This is a genomic window from Nocardia sp. NPDC001965, from assembly GCF_053594175.1.
The window spans coordinates 54,614-73,263 of the sequence record NZ_JBSFDZ010000027.1 but is presented as its reverse complement, the minus strand read 5'-3'; the positions used below and the strand labels follow the sequence as shown (position 1 = coordinate 73,263).

The window sequence follows — 18,650 nt, the reverse complement described above, 5'->3', positions numbered from 1 at the left end:
GGCGCGGCGGATTCCTGGATCCGGCCGATAGGTACGTCCGCGCCGAGGAGACGTTGAACGCGGTACTGTTGTGTCGGACGCGAGGACGGGTCAGAGCGCGGGAGCGGATTCCGTATCGATCACGGCTTCCAGTTCGCGCAGTCGTTCCATATGTTCGTTCGCGTGATGCTGGCAGAAGAGCAACTCGCCACCTGCGGGCAGAACAGCACGCACACGCGCCGCCGCCCCGCAGCGATCGCAGCGATCGACCGCGGTCAGTGGGGTGCTAGTCAGGGTTCCTGGCATGACTCCTCCGTCCTGGCTTCCGGCACAATACCGTTCACCTGGTGTGAGGCCCGTGGTCACTCCGCGGGCTCGCTTCCGCTACTTCCCAGCAGTGGTGTAACTACTCTGTCAGACGTTCGGGGCATCGGCTTTGTTCCCACTGGGGAACCACTGTGTTTTCCCTAACACGACCAGCGGTTTCCGCCTGTGGCGAACACCGCGGGGCGGAGGTGGAAAACGTAGTGCCGCTGCTCCGTACCGACTGTCGAGTTGTGTATCGGAGGTTACCCGTGCCCTGTGACACTCACACCCTTGTTCACCTCTGTACTCCCGGTGAGTGGGCACTTGCCCGGGAACGCGGCATGCATCGACCCGATTCGCTGCGGTCGGAGGGGTTCGTCCATCTCTCCGCGCCGCAGCAGGTGCACCTCCCCGCCAACCGGCTTTTCGCAGGTAGGCGCGATCTGCTGTTGCTGCGGCTGGATCCGGATCTGCTCGCGTCGCCGGTGCGCTGGGAACCGGGCGCACCGAGCGACGATCCAGCGTTGCGTTTCCCACATCTGTACGGTCCGCTGCCGGTCGGATCCGTGCTCGGCGTCGACAGCTATCTGCCCGGCCCCGACGGATTGTTCGTGCCGCTGACCGGCTGAACGGGTGACCCGGGCACCCCTACCGGGGCCCGGGTGTGCCGTCACCGAGTTCACGTGCCAGGATCGCGGCCTGTACGCGCGAGCGCATCCCCAGCTTGGTCAGTACGCGTGAGACATGTGTCTTCACCGTGGTCTCGCTGATGAACAACCGTGTCGCGATCTGGGCGTTGGACAGTCCACCGCCCAGACAGTCGAACACCTCTCTCTCCCGGCCGGTGAGTTCGGCCATACCCGGGGGAGGTTCCGGGGTTCGTTCGACAGGTGTCCCGGCGAAGGCGTCGATCACCGCGCGGGTGACCTCCGGGGCCAGCACGCCCTCACCCGCGGCGACCGCGCGGACCGCGTCGATCAGGGCGGGTCCCGAGACCGACTTCAGCACGAAACCCGCGGCGCCTGCGCGCAGGCTGCGGAACACGTACTCGTCCAGGTCGAAAGTGGTGAGGACGAGTACCCGGGCGAGCCCCTCGCCGGTGACCCGGGTGGTCGCGGTGATGCCGTCCACCCCGGGCATCCGCACATCCATCAGCACCACATCGGGCCGCAACGCACGGGCCTGGGATACGGCGACGTCCCCGTCGGCGGCCTCGCCGACGACCTCGATATCACCGGCCCCGTCGAGGATCATGCGCAGTCCGGCGCGGATCGCGGCATGATCGTCGGCGATCAGGACCCGGATCGTCACCGCGGATCACCGGTGGTCCCGGGCACCGCGGCCAGCGGCAGCCGGGCGCGAACCCACCAGACACCGGCTTCGGGCCCCGCCCGCAATGTCCCGCCCAGTGCGGTCGCCCGTTCGCGCATATTCGTCAGTCCGCGCCGGTCGGCAGCGGCCGTACCGGGGTCCGGGGCGGGTGGTGGTCCGCCGGTCAGCGTGTTGCGTACCGTCACCGTCAGTGCCGTGGATTCGGCGCGTACATCGATATCCACTTGCTGCCCGGGCGCGTGCTTCATCACATTGGTCACCGCTTCCTGAACGATTCGGTAGGCCGCCTGGTCGACCGCGCCGGCCGGTACGGTCGCGCCGAGATCCAGCTGAACTCGCACCGGCATACCTGCCTGCCGGGCGGCTGCCACCAATCCCGGCAGCTGAGCCAGCCGCCCCGGGGCGGTGGTCTGATCGGTATCGCCGTCGCGGCGCAGCAGCCCGATCATGGTCCGCATCTCCCGCAGTGCCTCGACACTGTTGGTGCGGATGGAGCCCAGTACCCCGGCCAGCCGCGGGTCGGCGGCGGCCCCGTCGAGAGTGCCCAGCGCCGCCTCGGATTGGAGCGCGATCGCCGACAGGTGGCCCGCGATCACATCGTGCAGGTCGCGGGCCATCGCCTTGCGTTCGTCGGCCACGGCTGCCTGCCGGTCCAGTTCGGCGACCAGTGATTGCGCGCGAGCGCGGGCCCGTTCGGCATCGGCGGTCTCTTTGTGCGCGCGCACGGTCAGGCCCCACCACAGCGAGGTGCCGACGAAGGCAGCGGCGAGAACCAGGGCCAGCGCCATCAGATGCCAGTCGCCGGTGATCGCCAGGACGATGCCCGCCGCGGTCGCCGAGAGGGCCAGCCAGGCGACGACCGCGCCCTCCATCTGGCGCCGGGTGCCGTACACCACCGCCGCGTAGATGAGATCGGTGTAGACGAGCCAGACCGGTAGCGTCGGCCCGAGCGACAGATCCAGCGCCAGCGGCACCAGGCCCAGCACCATGGCCGTGATCGGTGCCCGGCGCCGCACCAGCAGCACCGAGCTCGCCAGCGCGAGGATCACGATGCGGGGCCACAGCGGGCCCGCCTCCGCTTCGGTGGCGAACATCATGTCGAAGCCGGCCAGATACAGCAGCACGCCGAACAGGAACCATCCGGCCGCGACGACGACGTCACGTGTCGTCGCCGATAACGCCGACCACCGTCCCATTCGTTCATCTCAGCACACCGGTCCGTATCCCGGATCCATCGAAATGATGAGCGGCCCGGTACGGAGTGCCGAGGTCACGGGAACCGCCGGAGCGGCGGCCGTGGCGTCGCTGTGTGGGGCGCGGATCCGGCGGCGGCGGTAATCTGCGGATGGACGGTGTATTTCGGCCGCCCACGCGATCGCCTCCGGTGCCCGATGACACGGCGATGCGGGCGGTCCGCACGGACAGGATCCGGATGAAGGTCTACACCCAGCGACTCGCCGGTACGAACCATCACTTCGACGGTCTGGTGGACGTACTGGCCAAAGCCACGCCCCGGCGCAGCGGCGACGAACTGGCCGGCTGTGCCGCGACCACCGACGCCGAGCGCGCGGCGGCCCAGTGGGTGCTGGCCGATATCCCGCTGACCGAGTTCCTCGAGCAGCCGGTCATCCCCTACGAAACCGACGAGGTCACCCGGCTGATCCTGGACAGCCACGACGCCGCGGCGTTCGCCCCGGTCGCGGCGCTCACCGTCGGCGGTCTGCGGGACCGGCTGCTCGGTATCGCCGCGGGGGAGGGCGTTCGCGATCCGGCCGCCACCCTGCGCGACCTCGCGCCCGGACTGACCCCCGAGATGGTCGCCGCGGTCAGCAAGATCATGCGCAATCAGGACCTGATCGCCGTGGCGCATGCCGCCCGGGTGGGATCGGCATTCCGGACCACCATCGGTACCCCGGGAACCCTGGCCACCCGGTTACAGCCCAACCACCCCACCGACGACCTCGACGGTATCGCCGCGGCGGTCCTGGACGGCCTGCTGCTCGGCTGTGGCGATGCCGTGATCGGGGTCAATCCGGCCACCGACTCGCCGCGGGCGGCGGCCGAGCTGCTGACGCTGCTCGACGATATCCGCACCCGCTTCGACATTCCGGCGCAATCGTGTGTGCTGGCCCATGTCACCACCACGATCGAACTGATCTCGGCCGGTGCGCCGGTCGATCTGGTGTTCCAGTCCGTCGCCGGTACCGAGGCCGCCAATACCGCGTTCGGGGTGGACCTGGCCCTGCTGCGCGAGGCGAACGAAGCCGGGCGGTCCCTGCGCCGCGGCACCGTCGGCGACAATGTGATGTACCTGGAGACCGGGCAGGGGTCGGCCCTGTCGGCCGACGCGCATCTGGGGACAGGTGGGAAACCGGTGGATCAGCAGACCCTGGAGGCCCGTGCCTACGGTGTGGCCCGGGAGCTGCGTCCGCTACTGGTGAACACCGTGGTCGGGTTCATCGGCCCGGAATACCTGTACGACGGGAAACAGATCGTGCGGGCCGGACTGGAAGATCATTTCTGCGGCAAACTGCTGGGCCTGCCGATGGGTGTGGACGTCTGCTACACCAATCACGCCGAAGCCGACCAGGACGATATGGACACCCTGCTCACCCTGCTGGGGGCCGCCGGGTGTGCTTTCGTCATCGCGGTGCCCGGCGCCGACGATGTGATGCTCGGCTACCAGAGTCTGAGCTTCCACGATGCGCTGTACGCCCGCCGGGTGCTGGGCCTGCGGCCCGCTCCGGAATTCGCCGCGTGGCTGGACCGGCTCGGGATGCTGGACGAGACGGGCCGGATCCTGCCGGTGGCGCCCGGCGCCTCACCGTTGCGCGCGCTCACGGCGGGCCGATGACACCGGCCGAGCGGCGACCGACCACGGACAGGGGACCGATGAACGACGAGCAAGCCCAGGAGTTCTGGCTCGGACTGCGGTCGTTCACCCAGGCGCGTATCGGACTGGGGCGCGCCGGTGACGCGTTGCCCACTCGCCGGGTGCTGGAATTCGCGGCCGCGCACGCCGCCGCCCGCGACGCCGTGCACACCCCGGTGGACGTACCGGCGCTGTGCGCGCGGCTGGCCGAACTCGGAGTGGGTGAACCGGTGCACATCGCCAGCCGGGCCCGGGACCGCGCCGAGTATCTGCGCCGCCCCGATCTGGGACGGCTGCCCGCCGTCGGGCCGGACGCGGTCGGCGGGATTCTCGCGCCGGCACACTCGGGTGCCGAGATCGGCCTGGTCCTCGCCGACGGACTCTCGGCCCGGGCGCTCACCGCACACGGTCCGCCGACCGTCGCGGCCCTGCTGGCGGTGCTGAGCCCGCGGTATTCGATCGCGCCGCCGGTTGTCGCGACGCAGGCACGCGTGGCACTCGGCGACCATATCGCTGCCGCGCTGGGGGTTTCGACGGTACTGGTGCTGATCGGTGAACGCCCCGGACTCTCGGTGGCCGACAGTCTCGGTATCTATCTGACCCACCTGCCACGTCCCGGTCGCACCGACGCCGACCGGAACTGCGTCTCGAATATCCATCCGCCCGAGGGGTTGGGTTACCACCGGGCAGCCGAGGTGGTCGCCGCGTTGGTGGCGGGCGCCCGGCGGCTCGGCCGTTCCGGTGTCGACCTGAAGGACACTTCCCGCGACGCGCTGCCGCCGGGACCGTCCGGTGCGTTACCGGAAACCGAACCCGGGTAGCCGCGCAACGGCCCCTGGGCACCGCGGGAACCGGGGGTTCCGGATGTGTCCAGGGGCCGTTGCGCGAGCGCTGCCGGACCTCAGTCCAGGTAGTCGCGCAGGACCTGCGATCGGCTGGGATGCCGGAGCTTGCTCATGGTCTTGGATTCGATCTGCCGGATCCGCTCACGGGTGACCCCGTAGACCTGGCCGATCTCGTCCAGGGTGCGCGGCTGGCCGTCGGTGAGGCCGAACCGCAGCCGCACCACACCCGCCTCGCGTTCGGACAGGGTCTCCAGCACCGACTGCAGCTGATCCTGCAGCAGGGTGAAGCTGACCGCGTCCACCGCGACCACGGCCTCGGAGTCCTCGATGAAATCACCGAGCTGGCTGTCGCCCTCGTCGCCGATCGTCTGATCGAGCGAAATGGGTTCCCGGGCGTACTGCTGGATCTCCAGCACCTTCTCCGGGGTGATGTCCATTTCCTTGGCCAGCTCCTCCGGAGTGGGCTCCCGGCCCAGATCCTGGAGCAGCTCGCGCTGGATACGCCCGAGCTTGTTGATGACCTCCACCATGTGCACCGGGATACGGATGGTGCGCGCCTGGTCGGCCATGGCGCGGGTGATGGCCTGCCGAATCCACCAGGTGGCGTACGTGGAGAACTTGTAGCCCTTGGTGTAGTCGAACTTCTCGACGGCGCGGATCAAGCCCAGGTTGCCCTCCTGGATGAGATCCAGGAATGCCATACCGCGGCCGGTGTAGCGCTTGGCCAGCGAGACCACCAGACGCAGGTTCGCCTCGAGCAGATGGTTCTTGGCGCGGTTGCCGTCCCGAATGATCCAGTTGAAATCGCGGCGCGTGGCCACGGGGAGTTTCTCCCCGGCCTCGGTGAACTCGCGCATCTTCTCCGCGGCGTAGAGCCCGGCCTCGATCCGCTTGGCGAGTTCGACCTCCTCCTCGGCGTTCAGCAGCGCGACCTTGCCGATCTGCTTGAGGTAGGCGCGCACCGAGTCGGCGGAGGCGGTGAGTTCGGCGTCCTTTCGCGCTTGGCGCAGCGCTTCGGACTCCTCCTCGTCCCAGACGAAATCGCCGGAGGCCTTGTCCGCGGCGGTGGGTTCGGAGGTGCCGTCGGCGGCCTCGCCCTCGGCTTCCTCCTCGACGGCCTCGGCTACGAGTTCGTCGCCCTCTTCGGCGAGATCGTCCTCGGAGACCTCCAGATCGCCGAGATCCGCCTCTTCGAGCGAATCATCGTCGAGCTGCTCCTCGCCCGCGCCCGGGGCACCGGCGCTCCCGGCCTTCTTGGCCGGAGCCTTCTTGGCGGCTCCCTTCTTGGCAGCGGCCTTCTTGGCCGGAGCCTTCTTGGCAGCGGCCTTTTTGGCCGGAGCCTTCTTGGCCGCGGCCTTGCGAGCCGGGCGTGCCGCGGGAACTTCCGTGGCCTCGGCGTCGGCCGATTCGGCTGTCTGACGGGTATTCGTGGCTACCACGTACGCCCTTTCGTGACGGTCTCGTGCGGCGTCACGCCAGAGTAGTATTCCGGCGGAGCGGTCTGTCGGGTTTACCGGCTAAAACGCCGGTCGGGGGTCCGGCTCACCGCCGGGTTCTTCCATTGTAACGATCCGACCAGTGTGCCCTGGCCTGTGCCGTGCACAACCTCAGGGGGTGATCCCGGCGGCGACGGCCATGGCCGCGCCGACGATACCCGCTGTGTTCCGCAGGTTCGCGGGGACCACGCGGGTGCGGTTGGTGAGCAGCGGAATCCACTGGTCGGCGTCGCGGCTGATCCCGCCGCCGGCCACGAACACCGTCGGCCAGAACAGATCCTCCAGACCGCTCAATACCGTGCTCACCCGGGCGGCCCACTCCGGGTAGTCCAGGTTCTCCCGCTCCTTGACCGACGCGGCGGCCCGGTGCTCGGCTTCCATACCGCCGATCTCGAGATGCCCCAGTTCGGTGTTCGGGACGAGCGAGCCGTTGTTGAGCAACGCGGAACCGATACCGGTACCGAAGGTCAGCAGGAGAACCAGGCCGTCGATATCGCGGGCCGCGCCGTAACGGTCCTCGGCGAGTCCGGCGGCATCGGCGTCGTTGAGCACGGTGACCTCCCGGCCGCCGAGTGCCGTCGAGAACAGCGCCCGGGCGTCGGTGCCGATCCAGGCCTTGTCGACATTCGCGGCGGTATGCGCGACACCGCCGAGGACCACGCAGGGCAGGGTCAGGCCCACCGGTCCGTCCCAGTTCGCGGTCTCGATCAGTTCGGCCACCGCCGCGGCCACCGCGTCCGGGGTGGACGGATGCGGGGTCGAGATCTTGATGCGGTCGTGCACGAGCTCCCCGGTGTCGAGATCGACCGCGGCGCCCTTGACGCCGCTGCCGCCGATATCGATACCGAACGCGTGCCGTCGAACGGACATGCGGGTTCCCTCGTTCCCTGTGCTGGCAGATGTGGTCGTGCGCCGCACCGGTTTTCGTGTGGGGCGGGGCCGCGCGCGAACAACTCCGGGCGGCATCGGCCGGCCACACGCGTCGTGCTGCCTCCTCCGGGGCCGCACTCCGCCGGTGTGGTGTGCACGACAAGGGTAATGCGCGCGCCCGGATGCCCCGATCGCAGGATCTGTGCTGCGATGGAGGACGTGCCGGAAACGATTTGGACTCTCACCGCTGCTGCCGAACCCGCCCCCGCCGACGCCACCGTGCTGCGCCGGATCGCCACCCATCTGGCCGGTATCGCGGCCGCGCATGTCCGGGCCCGGCGACCCGAGGTCTTCGCCTCTACCGCCGCCGCCGAAGCCGCGGTCCGCACCAAGAGCACCCCGACCGATCCGGTGACCGTCGTCGATACCGAGACCGAACAGCTGATCCGCGACGAACTGGCCCGGCTGCGCCCGGATGATCACATCCTCGGCGAGGAGGGCGGCGGCGATCTGGCCGCCGTGGGCGACGACGAGGTGGTGTGGGTGGTGGACCCGATCGACGGCACCGTGAACTTCCTGTACGGCATCCCGGCGTACGCGGTCTCGGTGGCCGCGGTGCGCGGCGGCCGGCCGGTCGCCGGGGCCGTGGCCGATGTGGCCGCGTCGACGGTCTACACCGCGGCGGCCGGGTCGGGCGCACTGCGGATCGGGCCGGACGGCACCGATACGCCGCTGCGCTGCAATCGGGTGGAATCGGCGCGGCTGGCGCTGGTCGCCACCGGGTTCGCCTACGGAGTGCCTCGGCGGACCAGGCAGGCCGCCCGTATCGCCGACCTGTTGCCGCATGTGCGCGATATCCGCCGGATCGGTGCGGCGGCGCTGGATCTGTGCATGGTTGCCGAGGGGCGGGTGGACGCGCACTACGAACACGGCCTGAATCCGTGGGATTGGGCGGCCGGTGCGCTGATCGCGGCCGAGGCGGGTGCGGTGCTGCGGCTGCCGCCGCTACCCACCACCGGCGCCGACGGGGCGCTGGTGGTGGCCGCTGCTCCCGGTATCGGGGACGAACTGTTCGCGCTGCTCGACCGGCTCGGCGTATCCGAGCCGATTCCGGAGAACTGACGGCTCGGGCCGAAACGTCAGCAGCGCGCGGTGCGCGCCGCCGCGAGCATGTCCGGGTCGATTGCGGGACTCTCGCCGCTGACCGGGTTCTTCAGCAGACGTAGCACTTCCTCGGCGTCGTTGTTCGGCTGGAGGTCGCCACCGAACAGCGAACCGAGCACCAGATCGACCGACTCGTCGGACCGTTTGTCCTCGACGAGCTCGGCACACGGCACCGCGAGCTGCACCGCGGCCGCGACCGGGCGGCCGTTCTCACCGAACCGGATCTGCCCGGTGCATTCCAGATCACCGTTGGCGTATACCGGATCGTTACCGTAAGGATCGCCGGGCGGGCTGCCGAAACCCAGATCACCGAGCTGTGCCGCGACATGCGCGGCCTGACCGCGCTGACCGTTGGCGTTCAGGACACGCACCTTCGTGCCACCCATCGGCGCCGGTTCCACGTCCTCGAGCCGGCTCGAGCCCACCCGCTGTCCGGGCAGCGGCTGCGGGCCGGCCTTGGGATCGGTCGCGGGGGTCGGAGAACTGCACGCCATCGGCGTGTGGTCGTCATCGTTGGTGGTCAGTGCTTTTACCCACAGACCTGCGCAAACAACTACGAGCACGATGACGAGAACGAGCCAGGGCCGCGGCCGTCGGCGCGGATACGGACGGCCTTTTGCATCCGTCGGACTGCCTTCGGTGATCAGTGAAACCACGTCGATACTGTACGTACCCGGACTCGGGTGCCGCGCATTACCCAGGCCGCTCCGGGCGCGTTAGCGGGGCCGGTCACGGCACGCTCCGCGCCGCGTATCGATTGCCCAGCGGTTTCGACACGGCCGGGTTTCGATTGCGACATTTTCCGCACCGTCCGCTATTGTCTGCCCGCCCAGACCGAAATATCCATGAGTAAATCGGCGTTCGGTCGTGGGAACAAGCAGGGCAACTCATGCGTTGTCCGGACGCTATCAGAGGTGAGTCTGCCGGATTCGCCCTGATAGAGGACCGGTGCGGGTGTGAAGTGCACCACCGGCGGGGCGGCGGGCGCGGTCGAGAAGACAGCGTGTGCCGATCCGGATATACGGAGTAAGGACGAGGGGAAGACGACATGGCAACCGACTATGACGCACCGAGGCGCACCGAATCCGACGATGTGTCGGAGGATTCGCTGGAGGAGCTGAAGGCTCGTCGCAACGAGGCCCAGTCCGCCGTCGTGGATGTCGACGAATCCGATACCGCGGAGTCGTTCGAGCTCCCCGGCGCGGACCTGTCCGAGGAAGTGCTGACGGTTCGGGTGATCCCGAAGCAGGCCGACGAGTTCACCTGCTCGAGCTGTTTCCTGGTACACCACCGCAGCCGGCTGGCCAGCGAGAGCGGCGGTCAGCTCATCTGCATGGATTGCGCGGCCTGAGCGGGACGTGAGGTCATCCCGCGCTCGGGATCCCGAGCGCGGCGAGGACCGCTGTGGGCCGGCGCGTGCTGACCAGCCAGTAGGGCGTCGGGTCGTCGGGATCGTCGAGCACCAGCAGCACCAGGGTGCCGATCCACGGGCGATGCTGGACGTACGCCGCGGGATCGAGCTGGCGGCCCAGTGCCGCACTCTTGGCGCTCTTGGGCACCACGGTCGCACGAGCGACGAAGGACACCGGAAGATGGGCACGATCCACCCGTAGTTCGGGCGTGCCCGTCGCATCCGGTGCGACCTCGAGCCGATGCCGGCTCATCCACAGCAGCACCCAGACGGGTACCGGGAACAGCAGGACATACGGCAGCCAGGCCCGCAGGCCGGGCGCTCCCATATGGATCTCCGCGGCGAGTAGACCGGCGAGGGCGAAACCCACCGGCCACCACCACAGTGGTACCCACAGACGCTCGCGATGGACGGTCGCTTCCGGTCGCGCGAGGCGCTGCGCGGGGTGCTCGGTTTCGGTGGGTCGAGGCTGGTCGGACACGACTCAACACTAAGCGACACGCACGCCGGGCCTGCGCGTAGGCTGGTCGGACGTGAACGCACTCTCACCGATACCGCTGCTCCGGCTGGACCCCGGGATCCCCATGCCGACGCGTGCCCACGAGGGCGACGCGGGCGTGGATCTGTGTACCGCCGAGGATGTCGTCCTGGAGCCGGGGGAGCGGGTACTGGTAGGCACCGGTATCGCCGTCGCGCTGCCGGTGGGCACCGTGGGCCTGATCCATCCCCGTTCCGGGCTGGCGGCCAAGGCCGGACTATCCGTGGTGAACACACCGGGGACGATCGACGCCGGGTATCGAGGCGAGATCAAGGTGTGCCTGATCAACCACGATCCGCGAACCGCCGTCGAATTGCGCCGGGGCGACCGGATCGCCCAGCTGCTGGTGCAGCGGGTGGAACTGGTCGATTTCGTGGCGGTGGACCGGCTCGACGAGTCGGCCCGCGGTACGGGCGGGCACGGATCCAGCGGGGGACACGCGAGTTTGACGCCGGGCGGGGCGGACGCCGCCGACGGCAAGGAGGCCTGACATGTTCGGACGACGGAAATCCGGCGGACGCAGATCCGACGACGGGCAGGACACCGGCGAGTACGAGACCGGTGAATACGAGGAGTACGACGAGGGCGGGTACCACCGCGCCGACTACGACGATTCCTACGCCGACGGTTCCTACAGCGACGCCTACGACGAGAGCTACGACGACGGTTACGGCGGTGCCGCCTACAGCGACGCCTACGATGCCGCGATCGACGATCCCGATACCGAACCACAGCGGCGTGGTCCCTACGACTACGACGATGTCGCCGAGGTGCTGGAGAATTTCGCCGACACCCGGCTCGATCTGGGTTCGGTGATCCTGCCGGTACCGCCGGGCGGGCAGTTGCAGGTCGAGATGACCCCGCAGGGCACTCCGCAGGCGGTCCATCTGGCCACCGAGCACGGTCGGATCACCGTGGCGGCCTATGCCGCGCCGAAATCGAAGGGGCAGTGGCGCACGGTCGCCGCGGACCTCGCGGAATCGCTGCGCAAGGACGGTGCCCGGGTCTCGGTGGAGAAAGGCCCGTGGGGCCGGGAACTGGTGGCGGTCACCGAGGGCGCGGATCTGCGATTCATCGGTGTCGACGGCTACCGCTGGATGATCCGGCTGGTCGCGGCCGGGCCGTCGGGTTCGACCGCCGCGGGCGGGCCGCTGGTCGTGGCGGCACGCACGGTGCTGAGCGAAACGATCATCCGGCGGGGTACCGACGCGCTGCCGGTCCGGGAACCGCTGCCGGTGGTACTGCCTCAGCAACTCGCCGAACAACTCACCGCGGCCCATCAGCAGCAGCAACAGCAGGCCCAGCAGCAGGTGGCGACCCCGCCCCCGAGCGCCCGGCCGTCGCCGACACCCGCGGTGCTGCCGCCGCAGCAGCCGCAGCAGCCGCGCCGCGGCGCGCAGGGTTCGGCGATGCAGCAGCTCGGCCGGAACTGATCGACGACCCGCGATCCTGTTCCCGGCGGTGGCCGGAGCAGGGTCGCGGGACCGTGGACAAACGGTACGCCGGCGTCAGCCGAGACGGCTCAGCGCCAGCCGTCCCAGAATGCCCGGATCGGCGCCGAATTCGTCGAGGGTCAGTTCGGTGAGCACCGATCGGGGCGCCCGGCGCGCCCATTCCCGCCCCACGGTCACCGGATGCACCGGATCGTCGGCCGCCGCGATCACCGCCAGCGGTACATCCAGCGATTCCAGCAGGGCCGCCTCCGGCCACTTGTACTGCGCGGCCTCCTCCAACGCACCCGGCAGTCCGGGCCACTGGGACCGCCACGAACGGGTCAGCGCGTCGGCCAGCCACCCGGGACTGCTCGCCCGCATCCGGGCGATCACCGGTTCGAGGCCGTCGGCGCGCAGCTGGGCCGCTGTGGCCGCGGCGCTGTGGGTGGCGGGACACTGCGCGGTATCGGGACCGGTCCAGGCGGGCAATGCCGCGACGACGCCGCTGACGCCGGCCGGGTCGCGGTCGGCCGCCCATTCCACGGCGACCGCTGCGCCGAGCGATATCCCGGCCGCCAGCACCGGGCCGCGGGCCGCGGCGTCGTCCAGGGCTGTGCGATAACTCTCGATCACCGCGCCCGGATCCGGATCGACCGCGACGAAATCGAGTCCGGCGGCGGCGGATGCGGGGCCGAACGCGCGGCGGGCGAAGTATGCGTCGGAACCGGTTCCGGGCAGGGCGACGACGACAGCCGGACGTGGGGTATCGAACACCGGACCGAGCGTAGCGGTGCCGCCGGTACCCATCTACAGTGGCGGGTACGGCCACAGCCGGGCCGTAGCAGGAAATTCGGATGGTGTGCGACCCATGTCATCCGCGCACAGGAGAGCAGGCGATGTCTTCCGCGGCAGGAAGAAAAGCGGGCGCCAAGTCCGCGACCGGATATTTTCGCAGGCTCGGCCGCAGATTGACCGAGGATCTCGATCAGCTCGACGCCGAGGAGCTGGCGGAGACGGCCGACGCGTCGGGCGCCTGCCGGGTGTCGGAGTGCCGGCGCGGTGAGGAGGCGACGATGCTGGGCCGTCTGCGCAGTGTCGACTCCTGTCCGCAGGCCTCGGGTGCCAGCGTGCAGGCGGAGTTCTTCGACGGCACCGACGCCATCACACTGGTGTGGATCGGGCGCCGCCGGATCCCGGGTATCGAATCGGGCCGGCGCATCATGGTGCGTGGCCGCATCGGTGAACGCGAAGGCCGTAAGGTGATCTTCAACCCCTACTACGAATTGCGCGGAAACAGCTGACGTATGCCATCGAGCGACGAGTACGCCACCACGCGACTGCCCCGGGTCGAGGCCGTCCCTGATCCGCCACCCGCCGAGGGCGTGTCCGACGAGGACCGCACGGAACCGGCGAAGCAGACCCTGCTGGAGCAACTGGGCGGTTTCGGCGGCCTGATCTATTCGACGCTGCCCGTGCTGGTCTTCGTCCCGGTGAACACCCTGTTCGGGCTCACCGCGGCCATCTGGGCCGCGCTCGGCGTAGCGGCGGCGATCCTGGTGTGGCGTCTGATCCGCCGCGAGCCGATCCAGCCGGCCATCTCCGGTTTCGTGGGCGTCGGTATCTGTGCCCTGATCGCCTGGCGGGTCGGGGAGGCCAAGGGTTTCTTCCTGTTCGGTATCTACACCAGCCTTCTCTACGGCGCCGCGTTCCTGATCTCGATCCTGATCCGCCGCCCGCTGGTCGGTGTGGTGTGGGGTGTGCTGAACGGCCACGGTGGTGATTGGCGGGGTGACCCGCGGGTGGTCCGCCTCTACGACATCGCGACCGTCGCGTGGGTGCTCGTATTCGGTGCCCGCTACCTGGTCCAGCATCATCTCTACGACGCCGACAGCACCGGCTGGCTCGCCGCCGCGCGGATCGCGATGGGCTGGCCGCTCACCGCCGTAGCGCTGGTGGTGACGGTCTGGGCGGTGCGCCGCGCGGGACATCTGCCCGCCGCTTCCGGACGGCATTCCGCCGCCGACTGACCCCACGTCGTCCACAGGGTGGGTCCGTGTCATCCGTAAGGGTGGTCCAGGACCCACCCTTTGGTGTCTATCTCCGGGCTGCCATTCATCGGACCATCGTCTGAGGAAGACGATCTGCCGAGAGGACTGGCGAATGCGAACCGAGCAGCACACGATCACCCGCCCGGAGCGGGGGCACGAGCATCCGGTGCGGTCCCGGAGCCGCCTGGTGTCCGCGGAACTGGAAATTCTCGTCCCGGCCGCGGCCGCGGGTGATCGCGCCGCCGTCGCCGAGATCCTGCGGCTGATCCAGCCGCTGGTGCAGCGCTATTGCCGCACGCGTCTCGGCAACGCGAACCATCTGCACGTCACCGCCGACGATGTGGCGCAGGAGGTGCTGATGGCCACCGTGCAGGCCATCGCGCGCTACCGGGACCAAGGGAAGTCGTTCCTCGCGTTCGTGTACGGCATCGCGGCGAACAAGGTGTCCGATGCCTTCCGGGGCGCACAGGTCCATCCCGCCTACCCGGTGGCCGAATTCCCCGACGCGGTATCGACCGCGGCCGGCCCGGAGGAATGGGCGCTCGCCGCCGAACGAGGCGACCTGGTCCGCGCCCTGATGGCCCAACTCAACCCCGTGCACCGGAAGGTGCTGGTGATGCGGGTCGTGCTGGGCTGGAGCGCCGCCGAGACCGCGGTGGCGATCGGCACCACCCCCGGCGTGGTCCGCGTCATGCAGTACCGGGCACTGAACAAACTGCGCTCGCGCGCGGCCCAGCCGCTCGCGGCCTGACGCCCGCGTTCAGGAACGGGCCGAATGCTGTCGGGTGGTCAGTATTCGGCGTCCTGAGCGGGAGCCAGGCCTGTGGTGCCGCCGCCCACCGGTTCGATACCGTGCGGGGCCAGCACCGCGCGCAATTGCTCCTCGGCGGTCGCGGAAACCACGAACAGCAGTTCGTCGTCTCCCTCGAACGGGTCGTCGGGCTGCGGCACGATGACCCGGCCACCACGCAGGATGGTGACCAGCGCGGAATCACGCGGCAGGGTCAGGCTGCGTACCGGTTTTCCGGCGAGTGTCGTATCCGGGGGCAGGGTGAGCTCGACCAGATTGGCCTGCCCCTGCCGCAAGGTCATCAACCGGACCAGATCGCCCACCGAGACCGCCTCCTCCACGAGCGAGGCGAGCAGGCGGGGTGTGGAGACGGCGACATCGACTCCCCACGAATCGCCGAACAACCATTCGTTGCGGGGGTCGTTGACGCGCGCGACCACCCGGCGAACCCCGAATTCGGTTTTCGCCAGCAGGCTGTGCACGAGATTGGCCTTGTCGTCGCCGGTCGCGGCGATGACCACTTCGTAGTCCTCCAGGCCGGCGTCCTCGAGCAGTGCGAGTTCGCAGGCGTCCGCGTGCACCCAGACGGCTTCGGGCACCGAATCACGGTCGATATGGTCGAGCTGGCGTTCGAGCAGCATCACGCTGTGTCCCGAACGGAGTAGTTCGCGGGCGATGGACCGGCCGACGGCCCCGGCTCCGGCGATGGCCACTTTCATATCAGTCCTTGCTGGCTGGAGGTTTCGCGGCGAGCGCGACGGCCTCACCGGCGGAGCCGGAGGTGGCGGCCACGTACACGATGTCGTCGGCCTGGACGACCGTTTTCGCGTCCGGCAGGATGCCCTGCCCGAATCGGATGACGAACGCGACCCGGGCGCCGGTGGCGTCCTCGAGTTCGCTGACGGTGCGCCCGTACCACTCCTCGTGCAGGAGGAGTTGCGCGACGGCCACGGTGCCCGTGGGATCCCGCCACGTGGTGGTGCCCGCGTCGCCGATCAGCGTGTGCAGGAAACGGTCGGTGGTCCAGGGCACCGTCGCGATGGTCGGGATTCCGAGGCGCTCGTACACCGCGGCGCGTTTGGCGTCGTAGATGCGGGCGACCACCCGTTCGATACCGAACATCTCCCGCGCCACCCGGGCGGAGATGATGTTGGAGTTGTCGCCCGAGGAGACGGCCGCGAACGCGCCCGCCCGTTCGATACCGGCCCGGCGCAGTACGTCGCGGTCGAAACCGACACCCACGACCTGCTCACCGGCGAAATCCGCGCCCAACCGGCGGAACGCGTCCGGGTTGCGGTCGATCACGGCGACCTCGTGACCTATCCGGACCAGGGCACGGGCCAGCGACGCCCCTACCCGGCCGCATCCCATGATCACCACGTACACGGTGAACCTCGCTCCTGACTCGGTCTGCCCTACGGCAAGTGAAACAGCCGTGTGGCTGCTGCGAAAACGAACCGTACTCGCTGGTTCTCGCCCTCAGCCTCGTTCCCCCCTCCGGGGGCCGTCAAACCCCGCCTTCCGGTGATGCCTCGCAGCGCAGCGGGGCGCGGGGGCTTATGCTCCGTCCAGTGTCGAAGTTGACGACCGCTACCAAGCGTCTGGTGTTGGGGCGGCCATTCCGTAGTGACTCCCTGGGCCACACCCTGCTGCCGAAGCGAATCGCGCTGCCGGTGTTCGCCTCGGATGCGATGTCCTCGGTCGCGTATGCGCCCGAGGAGATCTTCCTGGTGCTGTCGGTGTCCGGGCTCGCCGGTTACGCCTACGCCCCGTGGCTCGGATTGGCCGTTGCGGTCGTACTGGTCATCGTCGTCACCAGTTATCGGCAGAACGTGCACGCCTACCCGTCCGGCGGCGGTGATTTCGAGGTGGTCACCACCAACCTCGGCGCCACGGCCGGGCTGACGGTCGGTAGTGCGTTGCTGGTGGACTATGTCCTGACGGTCGCGGTGTCGATCTCGTCGGCCGCGTCGACGATCGGCTCGGCCATCCCGTTCATCGCCACGCACAAGGTGCTGTTCGCGGTGGCGGCGATAGCGTTGATCACCGCCATGAACCTGCGCGGGGTGCGCGAGTCCGGCCGGTTGTTCGCGCTGCTGTCGTACGCCTTCCTGTTCGGTATGTTCACCATGCTGGTGTGGGGGCTGATCCGGATCTTCGTGCTGAACGACGACGTGCGCGCCGAATCGGCGTCCTTCGAACTGCGTGCCGAAGACGAGCATCTGGCCGGGCTGGCGTTGATCTTCCTGCTCGCGCGCGCGTTCTCCTCCGGGTGTGCGGCGCTCACCGGTGTCGAGGCGATCAGCAACGGGGTTCCGGCCTTCCGCAAACCCAAATCGCGTAATGCCGCGACCACACTGCTGATGCTGGGCGCGATCGCCATCGTGTTGCTGCTCGGCATGATCGTGCTCGCCCGGCAGGCGCATGTGGTGTTCGCCGAACATCCCGAGCAACTCGTCGGCGCGCCCGCGGACTATCACCAGAAAACGCTGATCGCGCAGATCGCGCACGCGGTTTTCAGCGGTTTCACCCCGGGCTTCTATTTCGTCGCCGTGGTCACGTCGGTCATCTTGGTACTGGCCGCCAATACGGCTTTCAACGGGTTCCCGGTCCTCGGCTCGGTGCTGGCGCAGGCGCGGTTCCTGCCGCGCCAGCTGCACACCCGCGGGGACCGGCTGGCGTTCAGCAACGGCATCCTGTTCCTGGCCATCGGCGCGATCGCGTTCGTCATCGCGTTCGATGCGGAAGTGACCCGGCTGATCCAGCTCTACATCATCGGGGTGTTCGTCTCGTTCACCCTCAGCCAGACCGGCATGCTCCGGCATTGGAGCCGCTTGCTGAGCCGGGAGACCGATCCGGCCGAACGGCGCCGGATGATGCGCTCCCGGGCCATCAACGCGCTGGGCCTGGTGGCCACCGGTGCCGTCCTGGTGATCGTGCTGATCACGAAGTTCTTCGCCGGCGCCTGGATCGCGATCGTGACCATGGCGGTGATCTTCGTGATCATGAAGATGATCCACCACCACTACAACTCGGTGGCCCGGGAACTGGAAGAACACGAATGGGACGGCGTGCTCCCGAGTCGCACCCATTCGATCGTCCTCGTATCGAAGCTGCATCTGCCGACCCGGCGGGCACTGGCCTACGCCCGGGCCGGGCGCCCGGACACGCTGGAGGCGATCACCGTGAACGTCGACGAGGACGACACCCGCGCGCTCGTGCGGGACTGGGAGAGAAGCGACAACCCGGTACCGCTGAAAGTGATCGAATCGCCCTACCGCGAGATCACCAAACCGGTACTCGAATACGTCAAGCGGGTGCGTAAGGACGCGCCGCGTGATGTGGTGACGGTCTTCATTCCCGAATACGTCGTCGGGCACTGGTGGGAGCAGGTACTGCACAATCAGAGCGCGCTGCGGTTGAAGGGCCGGTTGCTGTTCGAACCGGGCGTGATGGTGACCAGCGTGCCGTGGCAGCTCAGTTCCTCGGCCCGCGCCCGGGTGGCGGGCGAACCCGCGGCGCCGGGCGCGGTACGCCGCGGATACGGCGACAACGGGTGAGGTTTC

General features: G+C 68.9%; 21 protein-coding genes. 11 read left to right on the top strand and 10 right to left on the bottom strand.

The annotated features are described in order from the left end of the window. Positions 1-90 precede the first annotated feature (90 nt). Complete coding sequence (locus ACWCPQ_RS27620) at positions 91-285, bottom strand: DUF7455 domain-containing protein (RefSeq protein ID WP_067664704.1); 195 nt, start codon at positions 283-285, stop codon at positions 91-93. 269 nt (positions 286-554) lie between these two features. Between ACWCPQ_RS27620 and ACWCPQ_RS27615 the strand changes: the two genes are divergently transcribed. Further along, positions 555-914, top strand: coding sequence for a DUF952 domain-containing protein (locus tag ACWCPQ_RS27615; protein ID WP_449904168.1), 360 nt, complete (start codon positions 555-557; stop codon positions 912-914). A 19-nt stretch (positions 915-933) separates the two neighbouring features. Here the strand turns inward: ACWCPQ_RS27615 and ACWCPQ_RS27610 are convergent, their stop codons facing one another. Together ACWCPQ_RS27610 and ACWCPQ_RS27605 are read right to left on the bottom strand one after the other, a co-directional pair. Beyond that, complete coding sequence (locus ACWCPQ_RS27610) at positions 934-1,596, bottom strand: response regulator (RefSeq protein WP_449904165.1); 663 nt, start codon at positions 1,594-1,596, stop codon at positions 934-936. Continuing rightward, the gene (locus ACWCPQ_RS27605) at positions 1,593-2,813 is read right to left on the bottom strand and encodes a sensor histidine kinase (protein WP_449904163.1); all 1,221 of its coding nucleotides are present in this window, start codon (positions 2,811-2,813) and stop codon (positions 1,593-1,595) included. The genes ACWCPQ_RS27610 and ACWCPQ_RS27605 overlap by 4 nt, the downstream gene beginning before the upstream one ends. A 236-nt stretch (positions 2,814-3,049) precedes the next feature. Between ACWCPQ_RS27605 and ACWCPQ_RS27600 the strand changes: the two genes are divergently transcribed. Both ACWCPQ_RS27600 and eutC read left to right on the top strand, forming a co-directional pair. Continuing rightward, entirely contained in the window at positions 3,050-4,471 is a 1,422-nt protein-coding gene (locus ACWCPQ_RS27600; protein WP_449904160.1) for an ethanolamine ammonia-lyase subunit EutB, read from the top strand. 38 nt (positions 4,472-4,509) lie between these two features. Next, positions 4,510-5,310, top strand: a complete 801-nt coding sequence (eutC, locus tag ACWCPQ_RS27595) for an ethanolamine ammonia-lyase subunit EutC (RefSeq protein WP_449904157.1) — start codon at positions 4,510-4,512, stop codon at positions 5,308-5,310. A gap of 80 nt (positions 5,311-5,390) precedes the next feature. On the opposite strand, the gene ACWCPQ_RS27590 is transcribed toward eutC, so the two are convergent. Both ACWCPQ_RS27590 and ppgK read right to left on the bottom strand, forming a co-directional pair. Next, positions 5,391-6,773: an RNA polymerase sigma factor gene (locus ACWCPQ_RS27590; protein ID WP_449904154.1), complete on the bottom strand. Its 1,383-nt coding sequence runs from the start codon at positions 6,771-6,773 to the stop codon at positions 5,391-5,393. Positions 6,774-6,941: 168 nt separating this feature from the next. Beyond that, positions 6,942-7,700 carry a polyphosphate--glucose phosphotransferase gene (gene ppgK, locus ACWCPQ_RS27585; protein WP_449904151.1) on the bottom strand — a complete coding sequence of 253 codons (759 nt, stop codon included), beginning with the start codon at positions 7,698-7,700 and terminating at the stop codon, positions 6,942-6,944. Positions 7,701-7,910: 210 nt separating this feature from the next. On the opposite strand from ppgK, the gene ACWCPQ_RS27580 reads away from it, so the two are divergent. Then, positions 7,911-8,822, top strand: a complete 912-nt coding sequence (locus tag ACWCPQ_RS27580; RefSeq protein WP_449904148.1) for an inositol monophosphatase family protein — start codon at positions 7,911-7,913, stop codon at positions 8,820-8,822. A gap of 17 nt (positions 8,823-8,839) precedes the next feature. Here the strand turns inward: ACWCPQ_RS27580 and cei are convergent, their stop codons facing one another. Continuing rightward, positions 8,840-9,520, bottom strand: a complete 681-nt coding sequence (gene cei, locus ACWCPQ_RS27575; RefSeq protein ID WP_449904146.1) for an envelope integrity protein Cei — start codon at positions 9,518-9,520, stop codon at positions 8,840-8,842. Positions 9,521-9,912: 392 nt separating this feature from the next. Here cei and ACWCPQ_RS27570 point away from each other — a divergent pair, with 392 nt between their 5' ends. Then, a complete protein-coding gene (locus ACWCPQ_RS27570) occupies positions 9,913-10,215 on the top strand; it encodes a DUF4193 domain-containing protein (protein WP_449904143.1) in 303 nt (100 codons plus the stop codon). A 13-nt stretch (positions 10,216-10,228) separates the two neighbouring features. On the opposite strand, the gene ACWCPQ_RS27565 is transcribed toward ACWCPQ_RS27570, so the two are convergent. Beyond that, on the bottom strand, positions 10,229-10,672 hold the full coding sequence (locus tag ACWCPQ_RS27565) for a DUF3093 domain-containing protein (protein WP_449904177.1): 444 nt from the start codon (positions 10,670-10,672) through the stop codon (positions 10,229-10,231). Positions 10,673-10,808: 136 nt separating this feature from the next. On the opposite strand from ACWCPQ_RS27565, the gene dut reads away from it, so the two are divergent. Continuing rightward, positions 10,809-11,303, top strand: a complete 495-nt coding sequence (dut, locus tag ACWCPQ_RS27560; protein ID WP_449904140.1) for a dUTP diphosphatase — start codon at positions 10,809-10,811, stop codon at positions 11,301-11,303. A gap of 1 nt (position 11,304) precedes the next feature. Beyond that, positions 11,305-12,246 carry a DUF3710 domain-containing protein gene (locus ACWCPQ_RS27555; protein WP_449904139.1) on the top strand — a complete coding sequence of 314 codons (942 nt, stop codon included), beginning with the start codon at positions 11,305-11,307 and terminating at the stop codon, positions 12,244-12,246. 75 nt (positions 12,247-12,321) lie between these two features. Here ACWCPQ_RS27555 and ACWCPQ_RS27550 read toward each other — a convergent pair whose 3' ends face one another. After that, positions 12,322-13,053 carry an alpha/beta fold hydrolase gene (locus ACWCPQ_RS27550; protein ID WP_449904137.1) on the bottom strand — a complete coding sequence of 244 codons (732 nt, stop codon included), beginning with the start codon at positions 13,051-13,053 and terminating at the stop codon, positions 12,322-12,324. Positions 13,054-13,142: 89 nt separating this feature from the next. Here ACWCPQ_RS27550 and ACWCPQ_RS27545 point away from each other — a divergent pair, with 89 nt between their 5' ends. The 3 genes from ACWCPQ_RS27545 (at position 13,143) to shbA (ending at position 15,045) form a co-directional block, all read left to right on the top strand. Next, a complete protein-coding gene (locus ACWCPQ_RS27545) occupies positions 13,143-13,547 on the top strand; it encodes an OB-fold nucleic acid binding domain-containing protein (protein WP_449904135.1) in 405 nt (134 codons plus the stop codon). A 3-nt stretch (positions 13,548-13,550) separates the two neighbouring features. After that, positions 13,551-14,273, top strand: coding sequence for a DUF3159 domain-containing protein (locus ACWCPQ_RS27540; RefSeq protein ID WP_449904132.1), 723 nt, complete (start codon positions 13,551-13,553; stop codon positions 14,271-14,273). A gap of 133 nt (positions 14,274-14,406) precedes the next feature. Next, positions 14,407-15,045: an RNA polymerase sigma factor ShbA gene (gene shbA / locus ACWCPQ_RS27535; RefSeq protein WP_449904129.1), complete on the top strand. Its 639-nt coding sequence runs from the start codon at positions 14,407-14,409 to the stop codon at positions 15,043-15,045. A gap of 38 nt (positions 15,046-15,083) precedes the next feature. Here the strand turns inward: shbA and ACWCPQ_RS27530 are convergent, their stop codons facing one another. Then, complete coding sequence (locus ACWCPQ_RS27530) at positions 15,084-15,803, bottom strand: potassium channel family protein (RefSeq protein ID WP_449904126.1); 720 nt, start codon at positions 15,801-15,803, stop codon at positions 15,084-15,086. 1 nt (position 15,804) lies between these two features. Continuing rightward, the gene (locus ACWCPQ_RS27525; RefSeq protein WP_449904123.1) at positions 15,805-16,470 is read right to left on the bottom strand and encodes a potassium channel family protein; all 666 of its coding nucleotides are present in this window, start codon (positions 16,468-16,470) and stop codon (positions 15,805-15,807) included. A gap of 185 nt (positions 16,471-16,655) precedes the next feature. Here ACWCPQ_RS27525 and ACWCPQ_RS27520 point away from each other — a divergent pair, with 185 nt between their 5' ends. Continuing rightward, complete coding sequence (locus ACWCPQ_RS27520) at positions 16,656-18,644, top strand: APC family permease (protein WP_449904120.1); 1,989 nt, start codon at positions 16,656-16,658, stop codon at positions 18,642-18,644. The last annotated feature ends 6 nt before the right edge of the window (positions 18,645-18,650 follow it).

Bases quoted from the DNA above. Each gene is read 5' to 3' on its own strand.
- ACWCPQ_RS27620 (WP_067664704.1), bottom strand. From the start codon at position 285: ATGCCAGGAACCCTGACTAGCACCCCACTGACCGCGGTCGATCGCTGC.
- ACWCPQ_RS27605 (WP_449904163.1), bottom strand. From the start codon at position 2,813: ATGGGACGGTGGTCGGCGTTATCGGCGACGACACGTGACGTCGTCGTC.
- ACWCPQ_RS27600 (WP_449904160.1), top strand. From the start codon at position 3,050: ATGAAGGTCTACACCCAGCGACTCGCCGGTACGAACCATCACTTCGAC.
- eutC (WP_449904157.1), top strand. From the start codon at position 4,510: ATGAACGACGAGCAAGCCCAGGAGTTCTGGCTCGGACTGCGGTCGTTC.
- ppgK (WP_449904151.1), bottom strand. From the start codon at position 7,700: ATGTCCGTTCGACGGCACGCGTTCGGTATCGATATCGGCGGCAGCGGC.
- ACWCPQ_RS27580 (WP_449904148.1), top strand. From the start codon at position 7,911: ATGGAGGACGTGCCGGAAACGATTTGGACTCTCACCGCTGCTGCCGAA.
- ACWCPQ_RS27570 (WP_449904143.1), top strand. From the start codon at position 9,913: ATGGCAACCGACTATGACGCACCGAGGCGCACCGAATCCGACGATGTG.
- ACWCPQ_RS27555 (WP_449904139.1), top strand. From the start codon at position 11,305: ATGTTCGGACGACGGAAATCCGGCGGACGCAGATCCGACGACGGGCAG.
- ACWCPQ_RS27550 (WP_449904137.1), bottom strand. From the start codon at position 13,053: ATGGGTACCGGCGGCACCGCTACGCTCGGTCCGGTGTTCGATACCCCA.
- ACWCPQ_RS27545 (WP_449904135.1), top strand. From the start codon at position 13,143: ATGTCTTCCGCGGCAGGAAGAAAAGCGGGCGCCAAGTCCGCGACCGGA.
- ACWCPQ_RS27540 (WP_449904132.1), top strand. From the start codon at position 13,551: ATGCCATCGAGCGACGAGTACGCCACCACGCGACTGCCCCGGGTCGAG.
- shbA (WP_449904129.1), top strand. From the start codon at position 14,407: ATGCGAACCGAGCAGCACACGATCACCCGCCCGGAGCGGGGGCACGAG.
- ACWCPQ_RS27530 (WP_449904126.1), bottom strand. From the start codon at position 15,803: ATGAAAGTGGCCATCGCCGGAGCCGGGGCCGTCGGCCGGTCCATCGCC.